Origin of the sequence: Arthrobacter sp. BL-252-APC-1A (genome assembly GCF_009696625.1) — a bacterium.
Lineage (GTDB): Bacteria > Actinomycetota > Actinomycetes > Actinomycetales > Micrococcaceae > Arthrobacter_B.
The window spans coordinates 19,939-46,271 of sequence record NZ_VULS01000014.1; the positions used below are offsets into that span (position 1 = coordinate 19,939).

The 26,333-nt window shown below is 65.3% G+C and carries 24 protein-coding genes and 1 rRNA gene; 8 read left to right on the forward strand and 17 right to left on the reverse strand.

Annotation, left to right across the window (positions count from 1 at the left end; translation table 11 throughout):
• Positions 1-6: 6 nt before the first annotated feature.
• From scpB to FYJ28_RS16165, 4 genes are all read right to left on the reverse strand, one after another.
• Positions 7-639 (reverse strand): SMC-Scp complex subunit ScpB, encoded by a 633-nt coding sequence (gene scpB, locus FYJ28_RS16150; protein ID WP_055241872.1) that lies wholly within the window; start codon positions 637-639, stop codon positions 7-9.
• Complete coding sequence (locus FYJ28_RS16155; protein ID WP_055241874.1) at positions 620-1,516, reverse strand: segregation and condensation protein A; 897 nt, start codon at positions 1,514-1,516, stop codon at positions 620-622. Before FYJ28_RS16155 ends, scpB begins: the two co-directional genes overlap by 20 nt.
• On the reverse strand, positions 1,494-2,393 hold the full coding sequence (locus FYJ28_RS16160; protein ID WP_055241876.1) for a ParA family protein: 900 nt from the start codon (positions 2,391-2,393) through the stop codon (positions 1,494-1,496). Before FYJ28_RS16160 ends, FYJ28_RS16155 begins: the two co-directional genes overlap by 23 nt.
• 251 nt (positions 2,394-2,644) lie before the next feature.
• Positions 2,645-4,045 carry a cation:dicarboxylate symporter family transporter gene (locus tag FYJ28_RS16165; RefSeq protein ID WP_154580054.1) on the reverse strand — a complete coding sequence of 467 codons (1,401 nt, stop codon included), beginning with the start codon at positions 4,043-4,045 and terminating at the stop codon, positions 2,645-2,647.
• 197 nt (positions 4,046-4,242) lie between these two features.
• Here FYJ28_RS16165 and FYJ28_RS16170 point away from each other — a divergent pair, with 197 nt between their 5' ends.
• Together FYJ28_RS16170 and FYJ28_RS16175 are read left to right on the forward strand one after the other, a co-directional pair.
• Positions 4,243-5,901: a sensor histidine kinase gene (locus FYJ28_RS16170; protein ID WP_154580055.1), complete on the forward strand. Its 1,659-nt coding sequence runs from the start codon at positions 4,243-4,245 to the stop codon at positions 5,899-5,901.
• A complete protein-coding gene (locus tag FYJ28_RS16175) occupies positions 5,898-6,593 on the forward strand; it encodes a response regulator (protein ID WP_055241879.1) in 696 nt (231 codons plus the stop codon). The genes FYJ28_RS16170 and FYJ28_RS16175 overlap by 4 nt, the downstream gene beginning before the upstream one ends.
• Positions 6,594-6,606: 13 nt before the next feature.
• On the opposite strand, the gene FYJ28_RS16180 is transcribed toward FYJ28_RS16175, so the two are convergent.
• A complete protein-coding gene (locus FYJ28_RS16180) occupies positions 6,607-8,514 on the reverse strand; it encodes an AMP-binding protein (protein WP_154580056.1) in 1,908 nt (635 codons plus the stop codon).
• A 211-nt stretch (positions 8,515-8,725) separates the two neighbouring features.
• Here FYJ28_RS16180 and FYJ28_RS16185 point away from each other — a divergent pair, with 211 nt between their 5' ends.
• From FYJ28_RS16185 to FYJ28_RS16200, 4 genes are all read left to right on the forward strand, one after another.
• Positions 8,726-9,373: a GntR family transcriptional regulator gene (locus tag FYJ28_RS16185; RefSeq protein WP_055241883.1), complete on the forward strand. Its 648-nt coding sequence runs from the start codon at positions 8,726-8,728 to the stop codon at positions 9,371-9,373.
• Between the two features lie 19 nt (positions 9,374-9,392).
• Entirely contained in the window at positions 9,393-10,910 is a 1,518-nt protein-coding gene (locus FYJ28_RS16190) for an MmgE/PrpD family protein (RefSeq protein WP_326831782.1), read from the forward strand.
• Positions 10,911-11,834, forward strand: a complete 924-nt coding sequence (prpB, locus tag FYJ28_RS16195; RefSeq protein WP_154580058.1) for a methylisocitrate lyase — start codon at positions 10,911-10,913, stop codon at positions 11,832-11,834.
• Positions 11,835-11,934: 100 nt separating this feature from the next.
• On the forward strand, positions 11,935-13,071 hold the full coding sequence (locus FYJ28_RS16200; RefSeq protein ID WP_055241889.1) for a bifunctional 2-methylcitrate synthase/citrate synthase: 1,137 nt from the start codon (positions 11,935-11,937) through the stop codon (positions 13,069-13,071).
• Positions 13,072-13,133: 62 nt separating this feature from the next.
• On the opposite strand, the gene FYJ28_RS16205 is transcribed toward FYJ28_RS16200, so the two are convergent.
• Positions 13,134-13,310: a hypothetical protein gene (locus FYJ28_RS16205; RefSeq protein WP_154580059.1), complete on the reverse strand. Its 177-nt coding sequence runs from the start codon at positions 13,308-13,310 to the stop codon at positions 13,134-13,136.
• A 31-nt stretch (positions 13,311-13,341) separates the two neighbouring features.
• On the opposite strand from FYJ28_RS16205, the gene FYJ28_RS16210 reads away from it, so the two are divergent.
• Positions 13,342-13,794 (forward strand): monooxygenase family protein, encoded by a 453-nt coding sequence (locus FYJ28_RS16210; protein WP_154580060.1) that lies wholly within the window; start codon positions 13,342-13,344, stop codon positions 13,792-13,794.
• 19 nt (positions 13,795-13,813) lie between these two features.
• Here FYJ28_RS16210 and FYJ28_RS16215 read toward each other — a convergent pair whose 3' ends face one another.
• The 10 genes from FYJ28_RS16215 to FYJ28_RS16260 all read right to left on the reverse strand — a co-directional run bounded on the left by FYJ28_RS16215 (position 13,814) and on the right by FYJ28_RS16260 (position 23,561).
• Positions 13,814-14,320, reverse strand: a complete 507-nt coding sequence (locus FYJ28_RS16215) for an 8-oxo-dGTP diphosphatase (protein WP_321164371.1) — start codon at positions 14,318-14,320, stop codon at positions 13,814-13,816.
• Positions 14,317-15,504, reverse strand: coding sequence for a site-specific tyrosine recombinase XerD (gene xerD, locus FYJ28_RS16220; RefSeq protein WP_268235042.1), 1,188 nt, complete (start codon positions 15,502-15,504; stop codon positions 14,317-14,319). Before xerD ends, FYJ28_RS16215 begins: the two co-directional genes overlap by 4 nt.
• Before the next feature lie 8 nt (positions 15,505-15,512).
• Positions 15,513-16,181, reverse strand: coding sequence for an NUDIX domain-containing protein (locus FYJ28_RS16225; protein ID WP_055241893.1), 669 nt, complete (start codon positions 16,179-16,181; stop codon positions 15,513-15,515).
• Between the two features lie 4 nt (positions 16,182-16,185).
• On the reverse strand, positions 16,186-17,880 hold the full coding sequence (locus FYJ28_RS16230) for a CTP synthase (RefSeq protein ID WP_326831783.1): 1,695 nt from the start codon (positions 17,878-17,880) through the stop codon (positions 16,186-16,188).
• Positions 17,881-17,899: 19 nt separating this feature from the next.
• The gene (gene recN, locus FYJ28_RS16235) at positions 17,900-19,624 is read right to left on the reverse strand and encodes a DNA repair protein RecN (RefSeq protein WP_326831784.1); all 1,725 of its coding nucleotides are present in this window, start codon (positions 19,622-19,624) and stop codon (positions 17,900-17,902) included.
• On the reverse strand, positions 19,621-20,565 hold the full coding sequence (locus FYJ28_RS16240) for an NAD kinase (protein WP_055241899.1): 945 nt from the start codon (positions 20,563-20,565) through the stop codon (positions 19,621-19,623). Before FYJ28_RS16240 ends, recN begins: the two co-directional genes overlap by 4 nt.
• 90 nt (positions 20,566-20,655) lie before the next feature.
• Positions 20,656-21,462: a TlyA family RNA methyltransferase gene (locus tag FYJ28_RS16245; RefSeq protein ID WP_326831785.1), complete on the reverse strand. Its 807-nt coding sequence runs from the start codon at positions 21,460-21,462 to the stop codon at positions 20,656-20,658.
• Position 21,463: 1 nt separating this feature from the next.
• Positions 21,464-21,757 carry a hypothetical protein gene (locus FYJ28_RS16250; protein ID WP_154580064.1) on the reverse strand — a complete coding sequence of 98 codons (294 nt, stop codon included), beginning with the start codon at positions 21,755-21,757 and terminating at the stop codon, positions 21,464-21,466.
• Between the two features lie 9 nt (positions 21,758-21,766).
• Positions 21,767-22,762, reverse strand: coding sequence for an HAD-IIA family hydrolase (locus tag FYJ28_RS16255; RefSeq protein WP_154580065.1), 996 nt, complete (start codon positions 22,760-22,762; stop codon positions 21,767-21,769).
• The gene (locus tag FYJ28_RS16260) at positions 22,755-23,561 is read right to left on the reverse strand and encodes a hypothetical protein (RefSeq protein WP_195840711.1); all 807 of its coding nucleotides are present in this window, start codon (positions 23,559-23,561) and stop codon (positions 22,755-22,757) included. The genes FYJ28_RS16255 and FYJ28_RS16260 overlap by 8 nt, the downstream gene beginning before the upstream one ends.
• A gap of 6 nt (positions 23,562-23,567) precedes the next feature.
• Here FYJ28_RS16260 and FYJ28_RS17170 point away from each other — a divergent pair, with 6 nt between their 5' ends.
• Positions 23,568-24,350: a hypothetical protein gene (locus FYJ28_RS17170; protein WP_195840712.1), complete on the forward strand. Its 783-nt coding sequence runs from the start codon at positions 23,568-23,570 to the stop codon at positions 24,348-24,350.
• Positions 24,351-26,195: 1,845 nt separating this feature from the next.
• On the opposite strand, the gene rrf is transcribed toward FYJ28_RS17170, so the two are convergent.
• Positions 26,196-26,312 (reverse strand): 5S ribosomal RNA (gene rrf, locus FYJ28_RS16265).
• Between the last annotated feature and the right edge of the window lie 21 nt (positions 26,313-26,333).

The window sequence follows — 26,333 nt, forward strand, 5'->3', positions numbered from 1 at the left end:
TAGCGGTTAGTAAGTAGTTTCTTCAAATTCTGGGAGGTTTTCCAGCCCGGGCAGGTGAGGCGCGATCTGGGGCAGTTCCTCCACACTGCCAAGTCCCAGCTTTTCCAGGAAGAGCGGGGTGGTGACGTACAGCAGCGAACCCGTTTCAGGTTCCGTGCCGGCCTCGGTCACCAGTCCTCTCTGGACCAGCGTGCGGACCACGGAGTCCACGTTGACTCCCCGGATGGCCGAAATGCGTCCGCGGGACACCGGCTGGCGGTAGGCAATCACCGCCAGGGTTTCCAGCGCGGCCTGGGACAGCCGTGCGCTTTGCCCTTCAAGTACGAACTGCCCCACAATGTCTGCGAAGGCGGGCCGGGAGTAGATCCGCCAGCCGCCGGCAACTTCCCGGAGCTCGAAGCCACGCGGTTCAACGGCATGCAGCCCGTCAGGTCCACCCCCAGTATAACCGTCATACTCCCGGCGCAGGTCGTGCAGGACCTGCACTGCAGCTGCCGGCCCTACGCCTAGTGCTTCGGCAAGGCTTGCGGCAGTGACCGGTTCATTGGCGACCATAAGCACGGCCTCGGCCGCGGCACGGATTCCGCCCGGGCGGACGTCCACGGATGCAGGGCCATGGTCAGGCTTCTGCGGCTGCATGCAACTCCTCGTCAGCGTCGTCGTATTCTTCGGTGAGCGTCCCGGCAGACCAGTCCGCGGACCCTCCCGGCTTTCCGGTCCAGGTGACCCGCAGCTCCCCCAGCGGCACGGGCTGTTCAAAGGCCAGTACACCGTCACGGAACATTTCCAGCAGAGCGAGGAACCGTCCCACGATTTCCAGCGGCGTGGCGCCCTGGGCAAGCTCGGTAAATGTGAGCGGACTGGCCAGCCGAAGCCTGTCCCCGATGATCTGTGCCTGTTCGCGCACGCTGACCCGCGGCGCGTGCAGGTGTCCCAGTCCCACTTCAGTTGGCGGCCCGGGTTTGGGCTCCAGTGCCTTCCGGGCCAGCCGGCCGAACTCCTCCGCACTGGTGCGCCAGATGAGTTCCGGGAGCATGGCTGCCAGATGCGGCTCCAAGGCGGTGTCCCGCGGGAAACGCAGCCCTTCCTCTTCGAGCCTGCTGCCCATCAGCGACGCAACCTCTTTGAATGCACGGTACTGCAGGAGCCGGGCGAAGAGCAGGTCCCGGGCCTCCAGCAGCGCAATGTCGTCGTCGTCCTCCACGTCGCCTGCGGGAAGCAGGCGGGCTGCCTTCAGGTCCAGCAGCGTGGCGGCGATGACCAGGAATTCACTGGCTTCGTCCAGTGCCCAGCCCTGTCCCGAGTCGGTGAGGGCACGGATATACGCAATGAACTCATCAGTGACCGTAGCCAGGGCAATTTCGGTGATGTCCAGCTCGTGTTTGGTGATCAGCCCCAGCAGCACGTCGAACGGGCCGCGGAAATTCTCCAGCTGAACCTGGAAACCCCCGGCTCCCGCCGCCGTGTCCCCGGAGCCTGCCTCCGGCGCGGGACTAGGGTGCGCCGCCGCGGGCAATCAGTTCCTTGGCGAGGCGGCGGTAGGACTCCGCTCCGGCGTGGTTTCCGGCGTAGGAGGTGATCGGCTCGGCAGCAACGGTGGCATCGGCAAACTTGATGGTGCGCTTGATGACGGTCTCGAAGACCTTGTCACCGAACGCCTCAACCAGCCGGCCGATGACTTCACGGCTGTGCAGGGTCCGGGCGTCATACATCGTGGCCAGCACGCCGTCGACCTGGAGCCCCGGGTTCAGGCGGTCCTGGACCTTTTCGATCGTCTCCACCAGCAGAGCCACGGCGCGCAGGGCAAAGAACTCGCAGATCAGCGGAATAATGACGCCGTGCGCCGCGGTGAGGGCGTTGACAGTCAACAGGCCAAGCGAAGGCTGGCAGTCGATCAGAATGACGTCGTAGTCATCCGAAACGCGCCGCAGGGCACGTTCGAGTACCTGCTCGCGGGCCACTTCGTTGACCAGCTGCACTTCGGCAGCCGAGAGGTCGATGTTCGCCGGAAGAAGGTCGATGTTCTCGACGTGTGTTTCCTGGATCGCATCGCGGATGTCCACCTTGCGGTCCATCAGCACGTTGTAGACGGTGACGTCCAGTTCATGCGGGTTGGTGCCCAGCCCTGCGGACAGTGCGCCCTGCGGGTCGAAGTCCACGAGCAGGACCTTGCGGCCGGCTTCGGCCAGCGCGGCACCGAGGTTGATGGTCGACGTCGTTTTTCCGACCCCGCCCTTCTGGTTCACCATGGCGATGATGCGGGCCGGGCCGTGGGAAGTCAGCACCGGAGGCTCGGGGAATTCGGTCAGCGGCCGGCCCGTGGGACCCATGGCTTCATCGGCGGCGCCCTGCGTTGCGTCCTGCAGAGTTGTGGAACTCTGTTCGCTGCTCACGTATAAATCCACGCTTCCGTCTCTAGCTGTCCTGCTGGCTGTCCATTCCAAGGTTACAACCGTGCAACACGGATACCGTGAATCCGGGCGGCGTAGCGCCTGCGAGCCTTGACGCTCAACCTTAACTCGAAGCTTCCGGTTTTCCTCCGGTGCAGGGCTGCGGCCAGGAAGGACACATGCGTCCGGGCTCCACCAGAAACAACAAAGGGCGCCCCGCAATCAGCGGAGGCGCCCTTCTCTGTTGCTGTTAGCTAGCCGCGCACGCCGGTAGCGGGAACAGCACTCTCCACTTCGCGGGATTCCTCCGTCGGTTCCGGCTCCCCGGATCCGGCATCCACGTTCATGCTCTCCTCATCGAACGGCAGTTCCTTATCCAGGACCCGGCGGACCTGCTCCTTGTCGATTTCCCTGGTCCAGGTGCCGATCAGCACCGTGGCGACGGCGTTGCCGGTGAAGTTCGTCAGCGCGCGGGCTTCGGACATGAAGCGGTCAATGCCCACGATCAGCCCAACACCCTCGATCAGGTCGGGGCGGTGGGACTGCAGGCCGCCGGCCAGGGTTGCCAGGCCGGCGCCGGTCACCCCGGCAGCGCCCTTTGAAGCAATGATCATAAAGACCAGCAGGGAGATCTGCTCGCCCAGCTCCAGCGGCTTGCCCATGGCGGAGGCAACGAACAGTGCCGCCATGGTCAGGTAGATGGCCGTTCCGTCCAGGTTGAAGGAGTACCCGGTGGGGACGGTTACGCCCACCACGGGCTTTGAGACGCCCAGGTGCTCCATCTTGGCAATCAGCCGCGGGAGTGCCACCTCGGAGGAGGACGTGGAGAAGATCAGCAGGTACTCCCGGCCGAGGTAGCGCATCAGCTTGAAGATGTTGAAGCCGGTCACAATCTTCATCAGGCCGCCCAGGATGACGGCAATGAAGAGGATGCAGGTGAGGTAGAAGGCAATCATCAGGGTTGCCATGCTCACGATCGCCTGGACACCGGTTTCGCCAACGACAGCCGCGATGGCGCCAAACGCGCCGATGGGGGCCAGCCACATGATCATCATCAGGATGCGGAAGACCAGCACCTGGATGTAGCCGATGCCCTTGAGGACGGGGGCCCCGGCCTTGCCCATCTTCTGCAGTGCGAAGCCAACAAGCAGTGCAACGAAGAGAGTCTGGAGGATCGATTCACCGGTCAGTGAGGCCAGCAGCGTGGTGGGAATGATGCTGAGGAGGAAACCGACCGTGCCGCCGTCATCTTCCGCTGCCGCCGGTGCAGGGCCGCCGGCAGCTTCCAGGCCCAGGCCCTCGCCCGGGTGGATGAAGTTGCCAACTACCAGTCCGATAGCCAGCGCGAAGGTGGACATGATGATGAAGTAGCCCAGTGCCAGGCCGCCCACCTTGCCCACGGTGGCCGCCTTGGCGATCGAGCCGATGCCCAGGACGATGGTGCAGAAGATCACCGGCGCGATCATCATCTTGATCAGTCCGATGAATGCCGTGCCGAGGGGCTTCATTGATTTGCCCACCTCGGGTGCAACGAGCCCGATGACAGCACCGAGCACCACTGCAGCAATCACGGCAATGTAGAGGAGGTGGGTCCGGTCCTTCTTTTTGGCTTTGACCGGGGGCTGTTCGCCGCCGGGTATCGTGGCAGAGGCCATCGCATGCTCCTAGCTTCGTTGATAGCTGGGCCCCGGCGGCAAAGACGCTGGCGGAACCGGAAGTAATCCGCACATATACTCACCCCGTGGTGTGACGGTGGTCACTGTTGTGTTCATACTGTTCGCAGCTTCGGCTCAGCATCGTCCGCCCGCACAGCAGCCGGACAAACCTGTGCTGCCCGCACCGAAGGAGTTCCTTGCGTAAGTGGAGCCTGGCCACCCGCCTGCTCACCGGTCAGCTGGCGTTTATCCTCTGCCTGTCCGCAGGCCTGTCCTGGGCCCTGTATGCCCAGGCGGAGCAGCACAGCTACGACGAAACGGCTGAACGGATGCTCTCCGTCGCGGAGACGATTGCCGCCGATCCGTTTGTCCTGGAGGCCGTGGCGGGTCCGAACCCCAGCGCCGCCCTCCAGCCGTACGCGGAGGAGGTAATGCAGTCCGCGCACGTGGACTTCCTGACCATCATGGCTCCGGACCGTACCCGCTACACGCACCGGACCGATTCGCAGATCGGCCGGCCGTACATAGGCTCAGTCGAACAAGCCCTTGGCGGCCAGTCCTTCACTGAGGTCTATACGGGCACCCTTGGCCCGTCGGTCCGGGCAATCGTTCCCGTGACAGACGGCGAAGGCACGGTCCAGGCACTGGTGGCGGCGGGCCTCACCGTGGACCGGGTGGCCATAGCCCGCGACGCCGAGCTGCCGGGACTGTTCATCATTTCGATCGCCGCGCTGGCCTGGGGAACCCTGGCCTCCTTCCTGCTGAGCCGGTACCTCAAGCGCACCACACAGGACCGCCGCCCGGATGAGCTCGTTGAAGTCTTCGCCTTCCACGACGCAGCCCTGCACTCGCTCAGGGAAGGTCTCCTGCTGATCAACAACGACGGCAGGCTGGTCCTCTACAACGACCAGGCGGCTGAGCTGCTGGACCTCCCGCCGGAGCGCTGCAGCCCCGTGGATGTCCGCGAGCTGGGGCTGCCTGGAACCCTGGCCGATCTCCTTCGCAGCGGAAACAGGGCCGACGACGAATTCCACTTCACCCGGAACCGCATCCTGGTGGTCAACCAGTCCCCTGCATTGGCTGCCCGCCGGGAGCGGGGCACCCGCGGCAAGCGTACTTTCGAGCCCAAGCGGCTGGGAACAGTTACCACGCTCCGGGACCACACCGAGGTGGAAGCGCTGACCGGGGAGCTGCAGTCAATGCGAACGCTCACGGATGCACTGCAGGCACAGGCGCATGAGCACGCCAACCGGCTGCACACCGTTGTCTCCCTCATTGAGCTCGACCGTCCGGCGGAGGCGCTGGAGTTCGCCACCCGGGACCTGGTGCAGTCCCAGCAGCTGGCGGACGACGTCGTCGGAGCTGTTGGCGAACCGGCGCTGGCTGCCCTGCTGGCCGGCAAGAAGGCGCAGGCCCGCGAACGGGGAATTTCGCTGGAACTCTCACTTGACCCGGCTGCCGCCGACGGCGCCGGGCCGGCGGTCCTGGACTCCGGCGAGTTGGTGACGATTCTGGGCAACCTGGTGGACAACGCACTCGACGCCGTCCAGGGGCTGCCGGACCCGGTAGTCTCCGTGCGGCTGGCTGTGGCGGACGACGGCGCACAGCGGCATTTCGAGCTCACCGTCCAGGACTGCGGGCCGGGAGTTCCGGCAGACTCGCGGGAGCGGATCTTCGAGCAGGGATTCAGCACGAAGGACAGTTCGTTCCCGGGAGCAGGACGGGGCATCGGGCTGGCACTGGTGCGGCAGGCAGTGCTGCGGCTTGGCGGAACCCTCCGGCTGGATCAGGGAACGGCGTACGGCGGCGCCCGTTTTACCGTGCTGCTGCCGCTGCCGGAAGGTGCACGCCGGTGAACAGGGACGGCAGCATCGGCGTTTTGGTCGTTGAGGATGAAACGGTGGTCGCCGAGGCGCATGCCGAATATGTCCGCCGCGCAGAGGGCTTCGCCCTCGTCGGGGTGGCCCACACAGCTGCGGATGCGCTGCGCTTCCTGCAGGAATCCCCGCAGGCGGCGGACCTGGTGCTGCTGGACATGAACCTGCCGGACCTGCACGGACTGGACCTGCTCCGGCGGATCCGCGGATCCGGCATCCCGGCAGACGTCATGGCCATCACCGCTGTCCGGGAGCTGCCTGTGGTGCGGCAGGCGATGTCTGCCGGGATCGCACAGTACCTAATCAAGCCGTTCACCTATGCGGCGTTCAGCGCCAAGCTCGACGCGTACCGCCAGTTCCACACCAACCTCTCCGGGCAGGGCGCCTCAGCCACGCAGTCCGGCGTTGACCGTGCCCTTGCCGCCCTGCGCCCTTCGGTACCGGCACCGCTGCCAAAGGGTCTCTCACCTGAAACCCTGGAGGCAGTGTCGGAGACACTAAGGAAGGCGGGGACAGCCCTTTCGGCGTCCGAGGCCGCAGCGCAGCTGGCGATGTCCCGAATCACCGTCCGGCGGTATCTGGAACACCTGACCGCACAGCGTGTCGTCATCCGTTCCCCGCGCTACGGGGCCCCGGGCCGGCCGGAGCTTGAGTACGCCTGGCGCCGGTGAAGCGGGCCGGAGGCTACTGCCGGGGCCGCAGCAGCGGGATCAGGTCATCGAGTACCGACCTGTCCTCAATGGTGGATGGAACCGTATAGTCGTCACCGTCGGCAATCTGCCGCATGGTCTTGCGCAGGATCTTCCCCGAGCGGGTCTTGGGCAGTGCCTCGACTACGCGGACTTCGCGGAAGTCCGCCACCGGGCCGATCCGTGTACGGACCAGGTCGGCGAGCGCGGCCTGGATGTCTGTCTCGGTGGCTTCCGATCCCGCCTTGAGGACCACGTACCCGCAGGGTCGCTGGCCCTTCAGGGTGTCACGGACCCCAATGACAGCACATTCGGCCACGGCGGGGTGGGCGGCTACCACCTGTTCGATCGCGCCGGTGGAGAGCCGGTGGCCGGAGACGTTGATGACGTCGTCTGTCCTCCCCATCACGAATACGTAGCCGTCCTCATCCACATAACCCGAATCCCCCGTGGCGTAGCTGCCTTCGAACGCTTCAAGGTAGGAGGCGCGGTAGCGCTCATCGCTCCCCCACAGCGTTGCCAGGGTTCCAGGCGGAAGAGGCAGGTCCAGCACAATGTTGCCTTCGGATCCCGATGGCACCTCGGCACCTGTTCCGTCCACGATCCGCACCCGGAATCCGTGCACCGGAAAGGTGGGAGATCCTGCCTTGGCCGGCTGGGGGTCCAGGCCCATCGGGTTGGCGCAGATCGCCCACCCGGTTTCGGTCTGCCACCAGTGGTCCACCACCGGTATGTTCAGCGCCTCGGAGGCCCACCGGTAGGTTTCGGGGTCCAGACGCTCGCCGGCCGCGAAGAGGGTCCGCAGACCGGAGAGGTCATGGTCCCCCGCGAGCGCAGCGTCAGGATCGGCCCGCCGGATAGCCCGCAGTGCAGTGGGAGCGGTGAAGAGCACATCCACGCCGTGTTCCGCGGCCACCCGCCAGAATGCGCCGGCGTCGGGTGTGCCTACGGGTTTCCCCTCGTACAGGACAGTGGCGGCCCCGGCGATCAGCGGGCCGTACACGATGTACGAGTGCCCCACTACCCAGCCGACGTCCGAGGCCGTCCACATCACCTGGCCGGGAGCGACGTCGTAGATGTTCGCCATCGACCAGGCCAGGGCGACGGCGTGTGACCCGTTGTCCCGCACAACACCCTTCGGTGCACCGGTGGTGCCGGAGGTGTAAAGGATGTACAGAGGGTCGGTCGCTTCAACACTGACCGGTCCCTGCGGCTGGGCGGAAGCTGCGAGCTTGGCCCAGTCGAGCCAGGCGGTCCCGCCGGCGCCGTCGAACTCCGCCGCGCCGTGTTCAAAGCCCTCCCGGGATGCCACGATGACGGCCCGGACCGGGTGCGTGGCTGCCTCAAGTGCCTGGGCAACGTTGGGGAGATACTCGACCCGCCGCTTGGGTTCCAGCCCGCCGCTGGCGGTGACCACGACGTCGGGGCGCGCATCGTCGATGCGTGCCGCCAGCTCTGCCGCTGCGAACCCGCCGAACACCACCGAATGGACAGCTCCCAGACGTGCGCAGGCGAGCATCGCAATCACGGCTTCCGGGATCATCGGCAGGTAGATGACCACCCGGTCACCGGCTTCGATGCCCTGTGCGTGCAGGACCCCGGCAAAGCTCTCCACTTCGGCCAGCAGCTCAGAGAAGCTGTACGTGCGCTTGAGCCCAAGCATCGCGGAATCGTAGATCAGTGCGGTGTCAGCCCCGCGGCCGGCCAGGACATGGCGGTCCAGTGCGTTGTAGCTGGTGTTCAGCGCTCCGTCGGGAAACCAGCGGTAGAGCGGAGCACCCGAATCATCCAGGGCCCTGCGCGGACGGACGTCCCAGTCCACCAGCTCAGTCGCTTTCAGCCAGAACGCTTCCGGGTCCTTGATGCTGGCGGCGTAGGTTTCTGCGTACCCGAGCGTTCCCATGAATCCTCCTTGATTCCGGCTGGTTGCGGGAAGGCGCGGACCTGCAGCCCGCGCTCCCGTACCGGCAATCGTAGGGGAAGGAACGGGATGTGAGAACCCCCTGCTGTATACAGACGAACAGCATTATTGGGTCAATCACGAGACGTACTTCACTAAACATCGAACTCTGTATACACTGAACGCCAGTTAACACTCTGCAGGAAGGGCACCTATGCGGGCCAGCGACCGGGCCTACGCCATGCTGCGGGAGGACATCGTCGAATGGCGGCTTCCACCCGGAACCGTGCTGGGCGAAGTGGAGCAGTCCCAGCGACTGGGGATCTCCCGCACTCCGCTGCGGGAAGCACTCGGGCGCCTTACTGCTGACGGCCTCACTGCGCCGCACAACGGACGCGGCGTCGTCGTCACCCCCATCTCCCCCGAGACCGTGGGTTCCCTGTTCGAGCTGCGCCAGGCACTGGAGTGCCAGGCTGCATCCCTTGCAGCGCGGAGGGGAGACCCTGCCGTCTTCCGCGGACTCCGCGCCGACTTCGAAGCAGCTGCCGCCCGGCTTGGCGCAGACCCGGATGAAGACCCGGCGCGCCGGGGGTACTACGCGCTGGTCGCGCGGCTGGATGCTGCGATCGACGGCGCGGCTGCCAACCCGTACCTCACGCAGGCCCTGGGCAACGTCCGGCTCCACCTTGCCCGGGTTCGCCGTCTTGCCAAGGACAATCCTGCGCGGCTGCGCGACACGGCTGCCGAACACGCGACCATCGCCGCGGCGATTGCGGCCGGCGATCCCGCCCTGGCCGCAGCAGCAACCTCAGTCCACCTCCACAAGAGCCTTGAACACTTCAACACCGTCCACCATCCGTAATCCGAGAGGACCATTCCCCGTGAAATCCCACAACGTGCGCGTCTACCGCAGCGAAGAGAACCTTCCCCGCGAAGACCAGCTGGCCTGGAAGATCGCCGAAGTCGCCGCCGATCCCGTTGCCGTCACCGATGACGTCGCGGACATGGTGATCAACCGCATCATCGACAACGCTTCAGTGGCCGTAGCCTCACTCAACCGCGGGCCGATCGTTGCTGCCCGTGCCCAGGCGCTTTCCTTCGCTCCTTCCTCCGGCGGCGCCGGAGCATCCGTCTTCGGTGTGCAGGACAAGACGTCACCGGAATGGGCCGCGTGGGCCAACGGCGTCGCCGTCCGTGAACTGGACTACCACGACACGTTCCTGGCCGCTGAGTACTCGCATCCCGGCGACAACATCCCGCCGATCCTCGCCGCAGCGCAGCACACGGGTGCCACCGGCGCGGACCTGCTTCGCGGCATCGCCACCGGCTACGAGATCCAGGTGGACCTGGCCAAGGCCATCTGCCTGCACAAGCACAAGATCGACCATGTAGCGCATCTGGGTCCCTCAGCGGCAGCCGGCATCGGAACCCTGCTGGGCCTGGACACAGAAACCATCTTCCAGGCGGTCGGACAGGCGCTTCACACCACCACGGCCACCCGCCAGTCGCGCAAGGGCGAAATCTCCACCTGGAAGGCCCATGCACCGGCGTTTGCCGGAAAGATGGCCGTCGAAGCCGTGGACCGCGCCATGCGGGGACAGACCTCCCCCACCCCAATCTACGAAGGCGAAGACGGCGTGATTGCCTGGCTGCTGGACGGGCCCGACGCCGCCTATTCCGTACCGCTGCCGGCTCCCGGAGAGGCGAAGCGGGCCATTCTGGACACCTACACCAAGGAACACTCCGCGGAGTACCAGGCCCAGGCCTGGATTGACCTGGCCCGGAAGATCCACCGCCAGTATCCGGCTGCAGCCGATCCCACCAACGTTGCCTCGGTGCTCATCTCCACCTCGCACCACACGCACTACGTCATCGGCTCCGGTGCCAACGATCCGCAGAAGTACGATCCCACGGCTTCCCGGGAAACCCTGGACCACTCGATCCCGTACATCTTCACCGTCGCCCTGCAGGACGGCGCCTGGCATCATGTGGACTCCTATGCCCCTGAACGCGCAGGCCGGCCGGACACCGTGGCGCTCTGGCACAAGGTCACCACGGTCGAGGACCCGGAGTGGACCCGCCGCTACCACTCCACAGATATTGCCGAGAAGGCCTTCGGCGGACGCGTTGACATCACCCTTACCGACGGGACAGTCATCACGGACGAGATCGCCGTCGCCGATGCCCACCCGCTCGGTGCCCGGCCCTTCGTCCGCGCCGACTACATCAACAAGTTCCGGACGCTGGCTGCAGGCCTGGTCCCGGACGAGGAAATGGACCGCTTTATTGCCGCTGCCGAGCGGCTTCCTGAACTGGCGGCCGGAGAACTCGGCCAGCTCAACATCACCGCCGCATCCGGGGTCATTGACCCGGCTGCCGCACCGAAGGGACTCTTCTAAATGCTCTACTCCTCCACAACACCCGAGCAGAAGCGCATTGCCATGCGCGAAGGCCTTGCCTCCGGCACCCTGCAGCAGTATCCGGGCGCGTTCAACCCGCTCTCGGCGCGGCTGATCCAGGAGAAGGGGTTCAACGGTGTCTACATCTCCGGCGCCGTGCTGGCCAATGACCTTGGCCTGCCGGACATCGGCCTGACCACCCTCACCGAGGTCGCCGCGCGCGCCGGGCAGATCGCCCGGATGACCGACCTTCCCGCGATTGTCGACGCCGACACCGGCTTCGGTGAGCCGATGAACGTGGCGCGCACCATCCAGGAACTTGAGAACGCCGGCCTGGCCGGCTGCCACATTGAGGACCAGTTCAATCCCAAGCGCTGCGGGCACCTGGACGGAAAAAACGTCGTCGACCTGGAAACCGCCACGAAGCGTATCCGGGCAGCGGCTGACTCACGCCGGGACCCCAACTTCCTGATCATGGCGCGCACCGACATCCGCGCCGTCGACGGACTGGAAGCCGCCCAGGACCGCGCACGTGCCCTGGTTGACGCCGGTGCGGACGCCATCTTCCCGGAAGCCATGAAGACGGTGGAGGAATTCGCCGCGATCCGCGCCGCCGTCGACGTCCCCATCCTGGCGAACATGACCGAGTTCGGAAAATCGGAGCTGTTCACCTATGACCAGCTGGCCGGAGCCGGCGTCAACATGGTCATCTACCCGGTGACGCTGCTCCGCAGTGCCATGGGCGCTGCGGAGCGCACGCTGGAAGCCATCAAGGCAGACGGCACGCAGGCCGCCGCGGTTCCCAGCATGCTCACACGTGCGCGCCTGTACGATCTGGTGGATTATGAGGCGTACAACCGCTTCGACACGTCTGTTTTCAACTTCCAGGTCCCCGGTACGTCCGGCACCCCGGCCACGCCCTGACCTGGCCGTAAGTTTCCCTCCGAGCTAGAAGAAGGCACTGCACCACCACTGAACTGAGCGTTACGACTGACCTGAGCACCATGACGAAGGAGTCACAGCTATGACCGAGACACAGATCCACAAGGGGCTGGCCGGGGTGCTGGTAGACACTACCCGCATTTCCAAGGTGAACCCCGAGACCAACTCCCTGCTCTACCGGGGCTACCCGGTACAGGAACTGGCCGCGAAGTGTTCGTTCGAGGAAGTTGCCTACCTGCTCTGGCACGGCGAACTGCCGGATCCGCAGGAACTGGCCGCTTTCTCCGAGGCCGAGCGCTCCCAGCGGGCGCTCACGCCGGAGCTGAAGGCCGTGATCGATGCCCTGCCGGCAACCTGCCATCCGATGGATGTATGCCGGACGGCTGCCTCGGTACTGGGCGCCCAGCACCAGCAGGCAGATGATTCCACGGCAGAAGCGAACCTGGCGAAGTCCGTTTCCCTCTTTGCCGGGATGCCCGCTGTAGTGGCCTACGACCAGCGGCGGCGGCGCGGCGAGGAACTCGTGGAACCACGTGAGGATCTTGGTTACTCTGCGAACTTCCTTTGGATGACGTTCGGTGAGGAAGCGGCGCCGGAAGTCGTGGACGCCTTCAACGTGTCGATGATTCTCTACGCCGAGCACTCCTTCAACGCCTCCACGTTCACTGCCCGGGTGATCACCTCCACGCTGGCGGACCTGCACTCCGCAGTGACCGGAGCGATCGGCGCACTGAAGGGCGCGCTGCACGGCGGGGCCAATGAGGCAGTGATGCACACCTTCCAGGAGATCACCGCTGCAACCGCGGAAGAAGCCGACGCCGCCGCCTACGCTGCGGCCTGGCTGGATGAAGCGCTGGCGGAGAAGAAGAAGATCATGGGCTTCGGCCACCGGGTGTACAAGAACGGTGACTCCCGGGTGCCCACCATGAAAGCGTCGCTGGATGCCATGATCAAGCACTACGACCGCGCGGATCTTGGGGAGCTCTACACGGCCCTGGAGACGGCAATGGCCGAGCGGAAGAACATCCTTCCGAACCTTGACTACCCGGCCGGTCCTGCCTACCACCTGATGGGCTTTGACACTCCCACGTTCACGCCGCTGTTCGTCGCGGCGCGCATCACAGGCTGGACCGCCCACATCATGGAGCAGCTGGAAGCCAATTCCCTGATCCGGCCGCTGAGTGAGTACAACGGCCCGGAGGAGAGGCACCTGGCCTAGGACCTCTTACACACGCGAATGCCCGCGGCAGGATCTTCCTGCCGCGGGCGTTCTCGTTCTGGCTAGGACGAGAGAGGGCCTGGCCCCTCCACCGCAGGGCCGGGAGGACCGGTCCGGGCAAAGAGCCTGCCGGAGACATCCTGCTGCGCCAGCCGGCGAAGTGCCAGCAGAACAGGTTCAATCAGGACGGTACCGAGCACCACGTATCTGAGCGCCTCTGCCGGAGATTCAAGGGGCACCCCCTGGACCTCCCGCGCAGCCACACTGTGCATGGCTGCCGCGTATGTCTCGAGCAGCTCCCGGGTCACAGGGAACCCGGCATCCTCCAGCCCGGCCAGTGCCTTCTCGAGCCGGAAACGGGCTTCGTGGTCCAGAGGGTCCACTTCCCAGCCCAGCTCATCGAGCAGCTCATCGGCGCGGGGATGGGAGTCCTGCTCAGGGTCCTGGGTACCCAGCGCGTGGTGGGCCGCGCCCAGGAAGTCGTGGGCGGATTCCGGCGGATCGTCCAGCTGGCCCAGTACGGCTGCGGCCCTGGCGAACCGCAGGGCCCGCAAAGTGCCTGGAGCAGTGGGGATCTGGCACGAGACGTACGCTGTGGACCGGGCAGAGTCGATGTACGTGGGCATGCCGGTGACGGGGCTGGCCGCCGCAACCGGAAGCCGGGAGGCAGCTGCGGGCAGCCGCGCCGCACAGCGTCTGGGCCAGCCACGCACGGCCGCCTAGCTCCCGCTGCGCCTGCCGCTTAGGTGGAGGAGAACACCACGCTGGCCACGCACTCATTGTCAGGAGCCAATGTGATTGCAGCGGCGAAGTAGTCGCCATCCAGCACCCGCGGCAGCCAGTGCGCCGAGTCCTCCCACATCTGCGGGTATGGAACCGCGTCCGCCGGATACCAGGCCGGATCGATTTCCGACGACGGCATGGGCTCGCCCAGCCAGTTCCAGCTGCGGTACACAGTGGTGGACATGTCCCACTCCGGCCTGGCCGGGAAAATAAACTCAATGGTTCCCGCCGGCTCAAGGTCTGCTTCGGTAATGGTGACACCGGATTCTTCGAACACTTCCCGGACAGCGGCAGCTTCGGGGCTCTCCCCCGGTTCCACGTGGCCTCCCAGGGTAACGATGCGTCCGACGCCGAAGCCGGTCTTCTTCATCCCCAGCAGGACTTCGTGCCCGTCCTGCGCGGTTTCGCGCATCAGGAAACACAGCACCACGGGTGTTGCGCGCGGCGTCTGCGCTGCCGGGTTCACAGTGCCCGCGGATGGGCGGCTGCGTAGACTTCCCGCAGCGTATCGGCGGTGACCAGGGTATACACCTGGGTGGTGGTCACTGAAGCGTGGCCGAGCAGTTCCTGGACCACACGGACGTCGGCGCCGCCCTCAAGCAGGTGTGTGGCGAAGGAATGCCGCAGGGTGTGCGGAGAGACGTCACGGTCAATCTTCGCGCGCTCAGCGGCACTCTTGAGAATGGTCCAGGCACTTTGCCGGCTCAGCCGTCCGCCGCGGGCGTTCAGGAACAGGGCCGGAGTGCCTTTGCCTTTCGCGGCAGCGCCGGGCCGCCCGCGGACCAGATAGTCGTCCAGGGCGCGGGCTGCGTAGGACCCAAGCGGCACCAGGCGTTCCTTGGATCCCTTTCCGAACAGGCGCACGACGTCGGGTCCGCTGGCGGGGATCCGTTCCAGGGACAGGTCATCGAGGTCCAGCCCCACGGCTTCGCTGATGCGGGCTCCGGTGGAGTAGAGGAATTCCAGCAAGGCCCGGTCGCGCAGTCCCATGGGGGTATCCAGCGGAATAGCTTCAAGGATGCGGGTGACTTCGTCCACGCTGATCGCCTTGGGCAGCCGTTTGCCGGGCAGCGGCGGATGGACGTCAGCGGCCGGATCCGATTCAGTGAGTCCTTCCAGCGCCCAGAACTTGTGCAGCCCCCGCACTGCCACGATCGTGCGTGCAGCGGAGCGGACACTCAATGCTGAAGCCCCGTCTGATCCCTCGGCGATGGAGCGTGCGAACGCTGTGACGTCGTGCCGGGTGATGTCCTTAATTGCATCGCGCCCGTGGGCGCTCAGGAATCTGGCGTAACGCAGCAGGTCACGGCGGTAGGCATCGACGGTGTTGCGGGCAAGCCCCCGCTCCACGGCCATGTGCTGCAGGTAGGAGGCAATCGCGCGGCCGACGGCGGTGGCCCGCAGCTCATCCTCCGCTGAACGCGAGCTCCTCGCCGGAGCTGCTGACTTTGCGGCCGCCGCCTTTGGGGCTGAATCGCGAACCGGGCCGGATTCCGGCTCGGAGGCAATACCCGCTGCAAGCTCAGAGCGGTCAAGAATGAGGGTGGGGTTCAGCTGGGCAGAAAGGTCCAGCTCGATTGTGTCATTGGGCCCGGTGCTTCCCGGGGCACCGTACCCTCCGGCGCTGCCTGCTGGAACGTTGGACGGCATGCGTCCCCCTAGCTGACGGAACCGTTGGGCCAGGCGTGGTGTTCGGAATGGTGCTCCGGCCACGGCGCATCGCCCGGACGGAGATCTGCATAGCCGTTGCCGCGCGCCGCGGCAGCGGCCAGCACTGCAGCAGCAGCTGAGGGGCTGTGCACGCGGCCTTCCAGGACGGCCTTCACGGCGTCGTCCAGGTCCACCCACAGCATTTTGATCTCTGCTTCTTCGTCGAAGCGTTCATGACGTTCGGCATCGGGGACTTCATGCAGTCCGCGGGCAAGGTAGATGCGAAGTTCTTCGCGGGAGGATCCCGGGGAAAGGAACAGGTCCGTCAGTACGCTCCAGTCCTCCGCTACCAGATCCGCTTCCTCAGCCAGCTCGCGGACGGCGGCGGCGAGGTAGTCCTCACCGTCAACGTCCAGCAGGCCGGCGGGGATCTCCCAGAGGGTCATGCGCACCGGGTGCCGGTACTGGTTGATGAGCAGGATCTGGCCCTGTTCATTCATGGCCAGGATAGCCACGGCACCGGGGTGCCGGATGAAGTCGCGGACCAGGGGCTCGCCGTCGTCAGTCAGGGTGAACTTTTCACTCACCACGTCCCAAATGGGACCGCTGTAGGCTACGGATGATTCCAGCAGCCGTCGCGGACTCTGTTCGTCGGCGAACCCCCGGTCTTCGCTCATGTCCTTACGCCTCCGCGCCCTGGTGAACCAGCGCGGCCTTGATCAGGCCGGCGAACAGCGGATGAGGGCGGGTGGGCCGCGAGCTCAGTTCCGGGTGCGCCTGGGTGGAGACGTAGTACGGGTGGACTTCTTCAGGCAGTTCAACGTACTCCACCAGCGAACCGTCCGGGGAGGTACCGGAGAAGACCAGACCGGCTTCGGCGATCTGCTCGCGGTAGGCGTTGTTGACCTCGTAGCGGTGGCGGTGGCGTTCGGCGACGGCGGTCTTGCCGTACGTCTTGGCCACAACGGAGCCTTCATCGAGCTTCGCGTCCCAAAGGCCCAGGCGCATGGTTCCGCCCATGTCGCCCTGGCCTGCCACGATGTCCTTCTGCTCGGCCATGGTTGCGATAACCGGGTACTTGGTATCCGGTTCGAATTCGCTCGACGAGGCACCTTCGAGGCCCACCACGTTGCGGGCGTATTCGATGACCATGCTCTGCAGGCCCAGGCACAGGCCCAGGGTCGGCAGCTTGTTTTCGCGTGCGAACTTCAGCGCGCCGAGCTTGCCTTCGAGGCCGCGGATACCGAAGCCGCCGGGGACACAGATGGCGTCCACGCCGGCAAGTGCCTTGCGGGCACCTTCTTCGGTGGCGCAGTCATCGGAGGGGACCCAGCGGATCTTGACCTTGGTGTTGTTGGCGAAACCGCCGGCACGCAGGGCCTCGGTGACGGAGAGGTAAGCGTCGGGCAGGTCGATGTACTTGCCCACCAATGCCACTTCGAGGTGATGCTTGGGGTTGTGGACGGCTTCGAGCAGGCGGTCCCACTTGGTCCAGTCGACGTCCTTGAACTTCAGTCCCAGGTGCTGGACGATGTACGCGTCCAGGTTCTGGGAATGCAGGGTCTTGGGAATGTCGTAGATGCTCGGCGCGTCGGGGCAGCCGATGACGGCATCAACGTCGACGTCGCACATGCGTCCGATCTTGTCGCGCATCGCGTCCGGCACGGGCCGGTCAGAGCGGATGACGATCGCGTCCGGCTGGATACCGATGGAGCGCAGGGCTGCCACGGAGTGCTGGGTCGGCTTGGTTTTCAGTTCCTGGGAGGGGCCGATGTACGGCACCAGGGAAACATGCAGGAAGAAGACGTTGTTCCGGCCAATGTCCTGGCGCACCTGGCGTGCGGACTCGAGGAACGGCTGGGACTCGATGTCGCCCACCGTGCCGCCGATTTCCGTGATGATGACGTCCGGAGCCTTCTTCGCCTCGGAGGGCAGGCGCATCCGGCGCTTGATCTCGTCGGTGATGTGCGGGATGACCTGGACGGTGTCACCGAGGTATTCGCCGCGGCGTTCCTTGGCGATGACGGTGGAGTACACCTGGCCGGTCGTGACGTTCGCGGACCCGTCGAGGTTTTCATCAAGGAAACGCTCGTAGTGTCCGATGTCGAGGTCAGTCTCGGCGCCGTCGTCGGTCACGAAGACTTCACCGTGCTGGAAGGGGTTCATTGTGCCCGGATCCACATTCAAGTAAGGATCGAGCTTCTGCATGGTCACCGAGAGGCCACGTGCCCGAAGCAGGTGACCGAGGCTTGAGGCCGTCAGTCCCTTACCGAGGGAAGAGGCCACACCGCCGGTGACGAAGATGTGTTTGGTCGTAGAAGACGACTTGGGAAACCTGGAATTTGATCGCTGCACCACGGAATTCGAGCCTATCACCTTTTGTTGGTTGGAGTACTTACTTACCGGGGACGGCGGCCGTCGCCAGCAGTTCCTCGGCGTGGGCACGGGCCGACTCCGAGTCCTCATGGCCCGCAAGCATCCGGGCCAGTTCCCTGATCCGGGCCTCACGATCCAGCACAACGACGTCGCTGGCGGTCACGCCGGTTCCGTCGCCTGTCGAGGAAGAGGTTTTAATCACGCGGATGTGGTGGCCTGCGAAGGCCGCCACCTGGGGAAGATGCGTGACCACAATCACCTGCACGTGGCGTGCCAGCATGGCGAGCCGGCGTCCAATTTCGATCGCAGCCTTGCCTCCGACTCCGGCGTCCACCTCATCAAAGACGAACGTCGGGACCGGATCCACCTCAGCGAGCACAACTTCAATGGCCAGCATGACACGCGAAAGCTCACCGCCTGAAGCACCCTTGCCCAACGGCCGGGGCGGGGCACCGGGATGCGGTGCAAGCAGGAATTCGATCGCATCGGCGCCGTGCGGCCCAAGCTCCCCCGTGGGTTCCACGTTGATGAGGAGCCTGGCGTCGGGCATCGCCAGGGCAGTCAGCTCACTGCTGACCCGCTCTGCCAGTTCGGCGGCCGCTTCGGAGCGAAGCTTGGTCAGTCCCACCGCTTCGTCCTGGAGGCGGGCCTGAAGCTCGGTCAGTTCTGCTTCGAGTGCTTCGATCCGGTTGCTGTCGTCGCCCAGATCAGCCAGGCGTGCCCGGCTGGTTTCGGCCCATTCCAGGACCTCGTCGATCGACGGAGCGTACTTGCGCACCAGCGTGGCCAGTTCCGCCCGCCGGGATTCGACTTCGGCCAGGCGTCCGGGACCCTCTGAGTCCAGCGAGGCACTGTAGCTGGAGAGCTCGGCTGCGATGTCGGCGAGGATGTAGCCGACTTCCGCGAGCCTTCCCGCTGCGGCTGCGAGGACCGGATCGTGTTCGCCTGCGAGTTCGAGCTGGCGTTTGGCAGCGTCCACCAGCGACGTGGCGTCTGAGCCGTCCGAGAAGTCCCCTGCGATGAGGGCCTGGTGCGCTCCCACCGAGGCGGTACGCAGTTCCTCGACGTTCCCGAGGCGCATTGCCTCTGCCTTGAGGTTCTCGTCCTCCGCCGGAAGTGGCGCGACGGCGTCGATCTCTTCGAGTGAGGCTGCCAGGTACTCGGCCTCCCGGAGGCGTTCCCGGGCCGTTTCGCGCAGCTCGGTCAGTTCAGCGCCTGCAGCCCGCCAACGTTCGTACCCCTGGCGGTAGGCCGTAAGGGCACCTGCCAGTGAATCTCCGGCATATTTGTCCAGAGCTTCACGCTGCGCGGCCGCGCTCTTGAGCCGCAGCTGGTCTGTCTGACCGTGGACTGCCACCAGGTGTCCGCCCACCTCGGCCAGGACTCCCACCGGTGCGGAACGGCCACCCAGGTGGGCGCGGCTGCGTCCGTCCGCATTGACGGTGCGGGCCACAAGGAGCTCTACCTGGCCGTCGTATTCTTCCAGTTCTGCACCGGCGTCCGCCGAACGCAGGACTGCCGGGCTGTCCGGCGAAAGCCGCACCACTGCCTCAGCCAGGGCCGATTTGGCACCGGTTCGAACTGCCCCGGCGTCGGAGCGTGCGCCAAGCAGCAGCCCGAGGGCGGTGATGACCATGGTCTTGCCGGCACCGGTCTCGCCGGTCACGACGGTAAAGCCGGGCCCCAGGGTCAGTGTTGCGTCAGTGATGACGCCGAGGTCCCGGATGCGGATTTCTTCGATCACGGAATTACTCCTCCGCTGTCGGCTGCGTCTGCGGGATGTGCCACGGGTCCGCGCCAGCCCTGCGTCGGCAGCTGGAACTTGCGGACCAGCCGTTCCGAGAAAGGCGTCTGGTGGGTTCTGGCCAGCCGGACGGGAACGTCCGAACGGGTAACTTCCACACGGGCTCCGGGCGGCAGGTCCAGGCTGCGCCGGCCGTCACACCAAAGCAGTCCGTTGGCCGCGTTGCGGGTAAGGATTTCCACGGCGAGGATCGAATCCGGCGCCACCACCAGCGGGCGGGAGAACACGGCATGGGCGCTGATGGGTGTGATCAGCAGGGCCTCAACCTCGGGCCAGACCACCGGCCCCCCGGCGGAAAACGCGTAGGCGGTGGATCCCGTGGGAGTTGCCATGACAACACCGTCGCAGCCGAAGGAGGAAATGGGCCGTCCGTCAACCTCCATGACAACCTCGAGCATGCGCTGCCTGTCCGCTTTCTCCACGGCGGCTTCGTTCAGTGCCCAGGTATGTGCAAGAAGGGTGCTGTCCAGCCACACCTTGACGTCTATGGTGAGGCGTTCCTCCACGGTGTAAGCCCGGTCCACGACCCAGCCCACGGTCTTCTCCAGGTCTTCGCGTTCACTTTCGGCCAGGAAACCAACGTGGCCGAGGTTCACGCCCAGAAGGGGAACCTCCGTGTCCCGCACCAGTTCAGCCGCGCGGAGGATGGTTCCGTCGCCGCCCAGGACCATCCCCAGATCGACGTCGGTCAGCTGGACGTCTTCATCCAGGATCTCGGTGGGGACAGTGAGCTGGCCGTATTCGCCCTGGACGTCTTCGAGGTCCTTGCGCCGCATCACCGGTACCAGTCCGGCGGCATTGAGCTGCGTGCAGACTTCCTGGGCCGCAGCCATGGCGGCCTTCCGGCCGGTGTGCGCGAGCACCAGTATCCGTCTGCTCATCTGTTCCAGTCCTGTTCTGCCCCGTTACGGAGCCAGTGTGTTGCCGTCCCGCCAGTCTTCTACGGTGTGCGGGGCGTCTGCAAACGCCGGCTACCCCTCAAAGACCCCGTTGACTGCGGTGGAAGCCGCGGCCCCGCGTTCAGCGGCGTCACGGACCGGACCCGCAGGCACCGTCATCCACATAAAGAATTCCACATTCCCGTTCTGGCCGGGCAGAGGACTCCGGGCGATTCCGCTTATTTCAAGTCCCGCCGCCACCGCAGCCTCCGCCACGCGTTCAACGGCCAGCCGGTGCCTTGCCGGATCGGTAACGACGCCGCTGCGGTCGAGCAGCTCCCGGCCTACCTCGAACTGCGGCTTGGCCATGAGCAGCAGGCTCCCCCCTGGCCTGGTTACTGCTGCCAGGGGTTCCACGACCTTGGTCAGGGATATGAAGCTGAGGTCTGCGACGGTGAGGTCCACAGTTCCGCCGATGTCCTCTGAAGTGAAGTACCGGACGTTCATCCCTTCGAAAACGCGGACACGCGGGTCGGCGCGGAGGGAATCCACCAGCTGCCCATGCCCCACGTCAACGGCGGCGACTTCACGTGCACCCGCCCGAAGCAGTACATCGGTAAAGCCGCCCGTAGACGCCCCGGCGTCCAGGCACCTGAGGCCTGTTGGGTCGACGGTGGGAAAAGCAGCCAGCGCACCGGCAAGCTTGTGCCCGGCGCGGCTGACGTAGTCGGGGCTTCCGTCTTCGCTGACGCTGAGCTGGTCCTGGGCCTGAATGGGCGTGGACGCTTTGGTAAGCACAGTTGATCCGCGCAGCACCCGTCCGGCGGAGATCAGCTTGGCGGCGTGGGTCCGGGAGCGGGCCAGTCCGCGGGAAACAAGTTCCTGGTCCAGGCGCGCCACGCTACGCCGCCCCCGGTCCGGGCAGGGCATTGCCCGGTCTGTCCGGAGACGTGCCCTCCGCCGGGTTCTCATTCAAGGCTGCGAGCAGTCCATCGTGGAGGTCCGCGTAGAGCGCGGCATGATCGGTCACAGCTGTCTCCCCCACTGCGTCCAGGCGGGACAGCACCGCATCGACGGCCGGGTCGCCGGTGAGGGGTAATTTGTCCCGTGCGGCATCCCCGGCACCGGTTTCGGTGCCGGCTTCAGTTCTGTGTTCAGTTCCGGATTGAGTACCGGGTTCCAGGCTTTCGTCCACGGAGTCAGCCTAACTTGCGGCACTGACAGTCCAGCGGACTGTCGGGGCCGTCGGCTCGGCGGCATCCGGATGTGCAGCCCACCAGGCAGCGCATGCTGCACGCCATCCGTCCAGGTCACCTTCCGCTGAATCGATGCGTACCTCGCCCCCGCTGACCTGTGCCGAAGCAGCACCGCAGCGGAAGCCACCGTCCAGGGGTTCGACCTCCGGATACGGTTCGTACAGCGCGGCCAGCGACGGGACCAGGAAGTCCGGTCGCATGCTGGAGGGTGCAGCCATTGCGGAGGCAGGGCTATCCACGCCGGTGAGAACCAGCGCGGTGGCATACCCGGCGTTGGTGCCGCCCAGGATGTCCGTGTCCAGCCGGTCCCCAATGACAAGCGGGCGTTCAACGCCCAGGTGACGTGCCGCCGTCGTAAACAGCGGGGCTTCCGGCTTGCCAGCCACTACCGGCGTCTTTCCGGTGGCAGCAGCAACAGCGGCGACCAGGGTTCCGTTGCCCGGTGCTATGCCCCGGGCCTGCGGAATGGTGAGATCGGTGTTGGTCGCAACCCACACCGCCCCCGCTGTTATGGCGAAGGCCGCTTCTGCCAGGTCTTTCCATCCCAGCCCCGGATCGAAGCCCTGGATCACGGCAGCCGGCTTATCCTCTGCCGAGGCAACAGGGACCAGGCCCTGCGCACGAACCTGCTCCGTCAGCGTTGCGCTGCCGGTAACCAGCACCGTGCTTCCGGCGGGCACGAGGCCCGCCAGCAGTTCTGCCCCTGCCTGCGCGGATCCGAAGACGTTCTCCGGGGTTGCCGGTGCTCCGAGTTCGCGCAGGTGTTCGGCGACGGTGGCCGAGGAACGCGACGCGTTATTCGTGATGTAGGCCAGTTTTACGCCGGCAGCTTCCAGTCCCTGAAGCGCCTCGGGTGCTCCAGGGATGGCGTGCGGACCGGCGTAGACAACGCCGTCGAGGTCTGCGAACAGCGCGTCGAAGCTGCTGAGCAGGGCCTTAGTCATTGCTGTCCGCGGACTCGCGGGCGTCGTCGTCCTCGCTGTCTGCTTCGGCTTCTTCGGCTCCCAGCAGGGCTTCGCGCTCATCGCTGGGCAGCGCGTCGTCGTCATCGCCGTCGGAGTCGACACCTGAAGCGTCAGGGGCAGCCTCGGCGCGCTCCGCGTAGTTTCCGGAACGGTCCTCGGCCGAAGCTGCGTGCTCGGCCTTCTCGGCGTCACGGCGGAAACGCGGCTTGGCCTCGGGTTCGTCGTCCTCGCCCAGGTCCATGATTTCCGGCTCTGCGAATTCGCCGAGTCCCAGGACGCTTTCGGCGAGCAGTGCCTGACGGCGCCACGGCTCAGCTTCGCTTCCCCGGCCGGCCAGTTCAAGGGCGTCTGCGTAGGCACGGAACAGGCGGGGGCTGTAGGAGAAGGCGCGGTTCTTATCCAGCTGCGGGATCTCCAGTGCGCTCACAGCGGCGTCGTACTGCTCCATGTCCATGCGGGCACCTGAGGCAACAATGGCGACGTCGACCTTGCCTGCGTTGTCCAGCTCCGCCGCTTCCTCAGAGCGGACCAGGTCCAGGGCGCGGTCGGGACGGCCCAGGCCGCGTTCGCAGTCGGCCATCATGGCCAGGTACTCGTTGGAGCCGCTGATCCGGCGGTGCGTGCGGAACTCGCGCAGTGCGTCGCCGAATTCGCCGGCTGCGTAGGCAGTCAGTGCTACGGCTTCGCGGACGGCAGCCAGCCGGCCGCCGCGGCGGGAAGCTGCGAGGGCGTGCTGGAACGCGAGCTCAGGGTCCGTGTCGATCAGGCGGCCGGCCATGACCAGGTGCTTGGAGACCCATTCACCGTTGACCTCTTCGAGGTTGCGCAGCTGCGCACGGGTGACCTTGTCCAGCTCCTGGCCTGTAACGTCGTCGTCGATTTCCGGCGAGCGTTCCCGGTCAGCGCGGTTGGCGCTGCGCAGGTCACGGGCATTGTGCTTGCGTTCGGTGACGGGAGCTTCGTCAGCACCGTGGCGCTGTGGGCGGTCGTTGTCCTTGCGGAACGGCTTACGGTCACCACGATCATTGTTGAACGGTTTGCGGTCACCCCGATCGTTACCGAAGGAACGACGCTCACCATCACGCGACGGACGATCACCCCAAGGCTTACGATCACCACGGTCGCTATTGAACGGCTTCCGCTCACCATCACGACCAGCAAACGGCTTACGCTCACCACGGTCGTTGTTGAACGGCTTCCGCTCACCCCGGTCGTTACCGAAGGAACGACGCTCACCATCACGCGACGGACGATCACCCCAAGGCTTACGATCCCCATCACGACCAGCAAACGGCTTCCGCTCACCCCGATCATTGCCGAAGGAACGACGCTCACCATCACGCGACGGACGATCACCCCAAGGCTTACGATCACCACGGTCGCTATTGAACGGCTTCCGCTCACCCCGATCGTTGTTGAACGGCTTCCGCTCACCATCACGCGACGGACGATCACTGTTGAACGGCTTGCGGTCACCATCACGACCAGCAAACGGCTTACGCTCACCACGGTCGCTATTAAACGGCTTACGCTCACCATCACGGGACGGACGATCACCACGATCTGAGTTGAAAGGCTTACGATCCCCACGATCGTTACCGAAGGAACGACGCTCACCATCACGCGACGGACGATCCCCACGATCACTATTGAACGGCTTACGCTCTCCATCACGACCAGCGAAAGGCTTACGATCCCCACGATCACTATTGAACGGCTTACGATCCCCACGATCACTATTGAACGGCTTACGATCCCCACGATCACTATTGAACGGCTTACGATCCCCACGATCACTATTGAACGGCTTACGATCCCCACGATCACTATTGAACGGCTTACGATCCCCACGATCACTATTGAACGGCTTACGATCCCCACGATCACTATTGAACGGCTTACGATCCCCACGATCACTATTGAACGGCTTACGGGCGCCACCTTCCTTACTGAAGGGCTTACGCTCACCGTCTCGGGACGGGCGACCAGCTGATGACTGCCTGTCGTCGTAGGACTTGCGCTGCGGGGGCTTGCGATCGTTCGCGCGGGGCCGCCCCTGGCTGTCGCGGTCTTCCCGGTTGTTCTGCTCGGACATGCTGAGTTCCTCTCGTCGTGAGCCGACCAACGGAATTTACTGCAGTCGCTCGTCACTATGTATGTGTAGGTAATTGGCAGGATCTAGCCTGCGAAAGTCATGGGGACCGCACGGGGTCCTTCTCAATTCTAGAGCAGACAGCGACCTCCCCGGTCCGCAGGCTCCCGTCGGACCAGCCGACATCCGTGAAGCTCACCACTTCCGGGCCAGTTTGTGCATATTCCGGCATCATCGTCGCGTGGTTTCTCACCACAGCGTTACCGCTGTGACAGGCGGGCAGCCGCCGGGGCCAGGACCCACCAGAACTGGGGATCTGTGCAGGGGGCTAATAGCACTGAATTTCCGTCGTCCACGGTTTCCCAGCCGTAGTTACGGCCGTGTCTGGTTAGTTCTCTGCGGTTTCCAGGTGCCACGATGGGTGGGATCCCATGCAGGCTGCGCTGCCTCGGTAGAGCCTTGGCGGGGCGAGTAGAGATGGCGGGCGGGGGGACAGGCAGGAGGGACGGAGCATGGCCTGGCTCGGTGACTCGGTCGAGAGCCCACATGTCGCCAGTGCTCCGGTTTGGGTCTTCCCTCCGTGTTGGGCGACACCTCGACGGCGTGGTCCTCCGTTTGGGGACATTCCTCCGTATTGGGACGCTCTTTTGGGACGTTTCCCTGCGGTCGGGGACATTCCTGCTAGTTGGGGTCTTTCCTGCGCGGCGCCGGGTCAGGAAAGACCCAGAGTGGCAGGCACGTCCCAAAGTGGCAGGCACGTCCCAAAGTGGCAGGCACGTCCCAAAGTGGAGGGGAATTGTGGAGGTGGGGATGGCGCAGACCGTTTCTCGTCCTCCGCAGTGCACTGCAGTGGCCTGGAGGGAGGCGCCGATTTGGGTGCGGTAAGGCTCCGCGCCTGACCGTGGTTCCCACGCCGTGGTGCGGTTGTTGCCTGCTGTGGCCCCCGTGAGTGAACAGGTGTCACTGAAAGTGGGAACGGCGGGCCGCCCAGGCCCGGGCTCTCTTCTCCGGAGCGGGAGTTCTCCGGGAATGCTGGACCTCCCAGGCCGGGCCGGCATGCTTTGGCCGGCGGCGCGAACCGGGCAGTAGCGGGACCGGGCAGTAGCGGGACCGGGCGGCAGGCTTGCACTATGGACTGTCATGCCTGGCCGCCGCGCGAATCGGCCGGCGCCGGGTAAGGAACCAGGGGTTAAACAGGGCAGGGCCCGCACACGTGGTGCGGGCCCTGCAGCCCCCCGGTGTTCCCGGGGCGGTCCTGATTTTGCTTGTTAAAGTGTTTCAGGCCCTCGCAGCGTTGCGGGGCCTGAAACATTAATGGTTGTCCGGCGGTGACCTACTCTCCCACACCCTCCCGGGTGCAGTACCATCGGCGCTGCGGGTCTTAGCTTCCGGGTTCGGAATGGGACCGGGCGTTTCCCCCGCGCAATGACCGCCGTAACCCTTCCAACCCGAACCCCC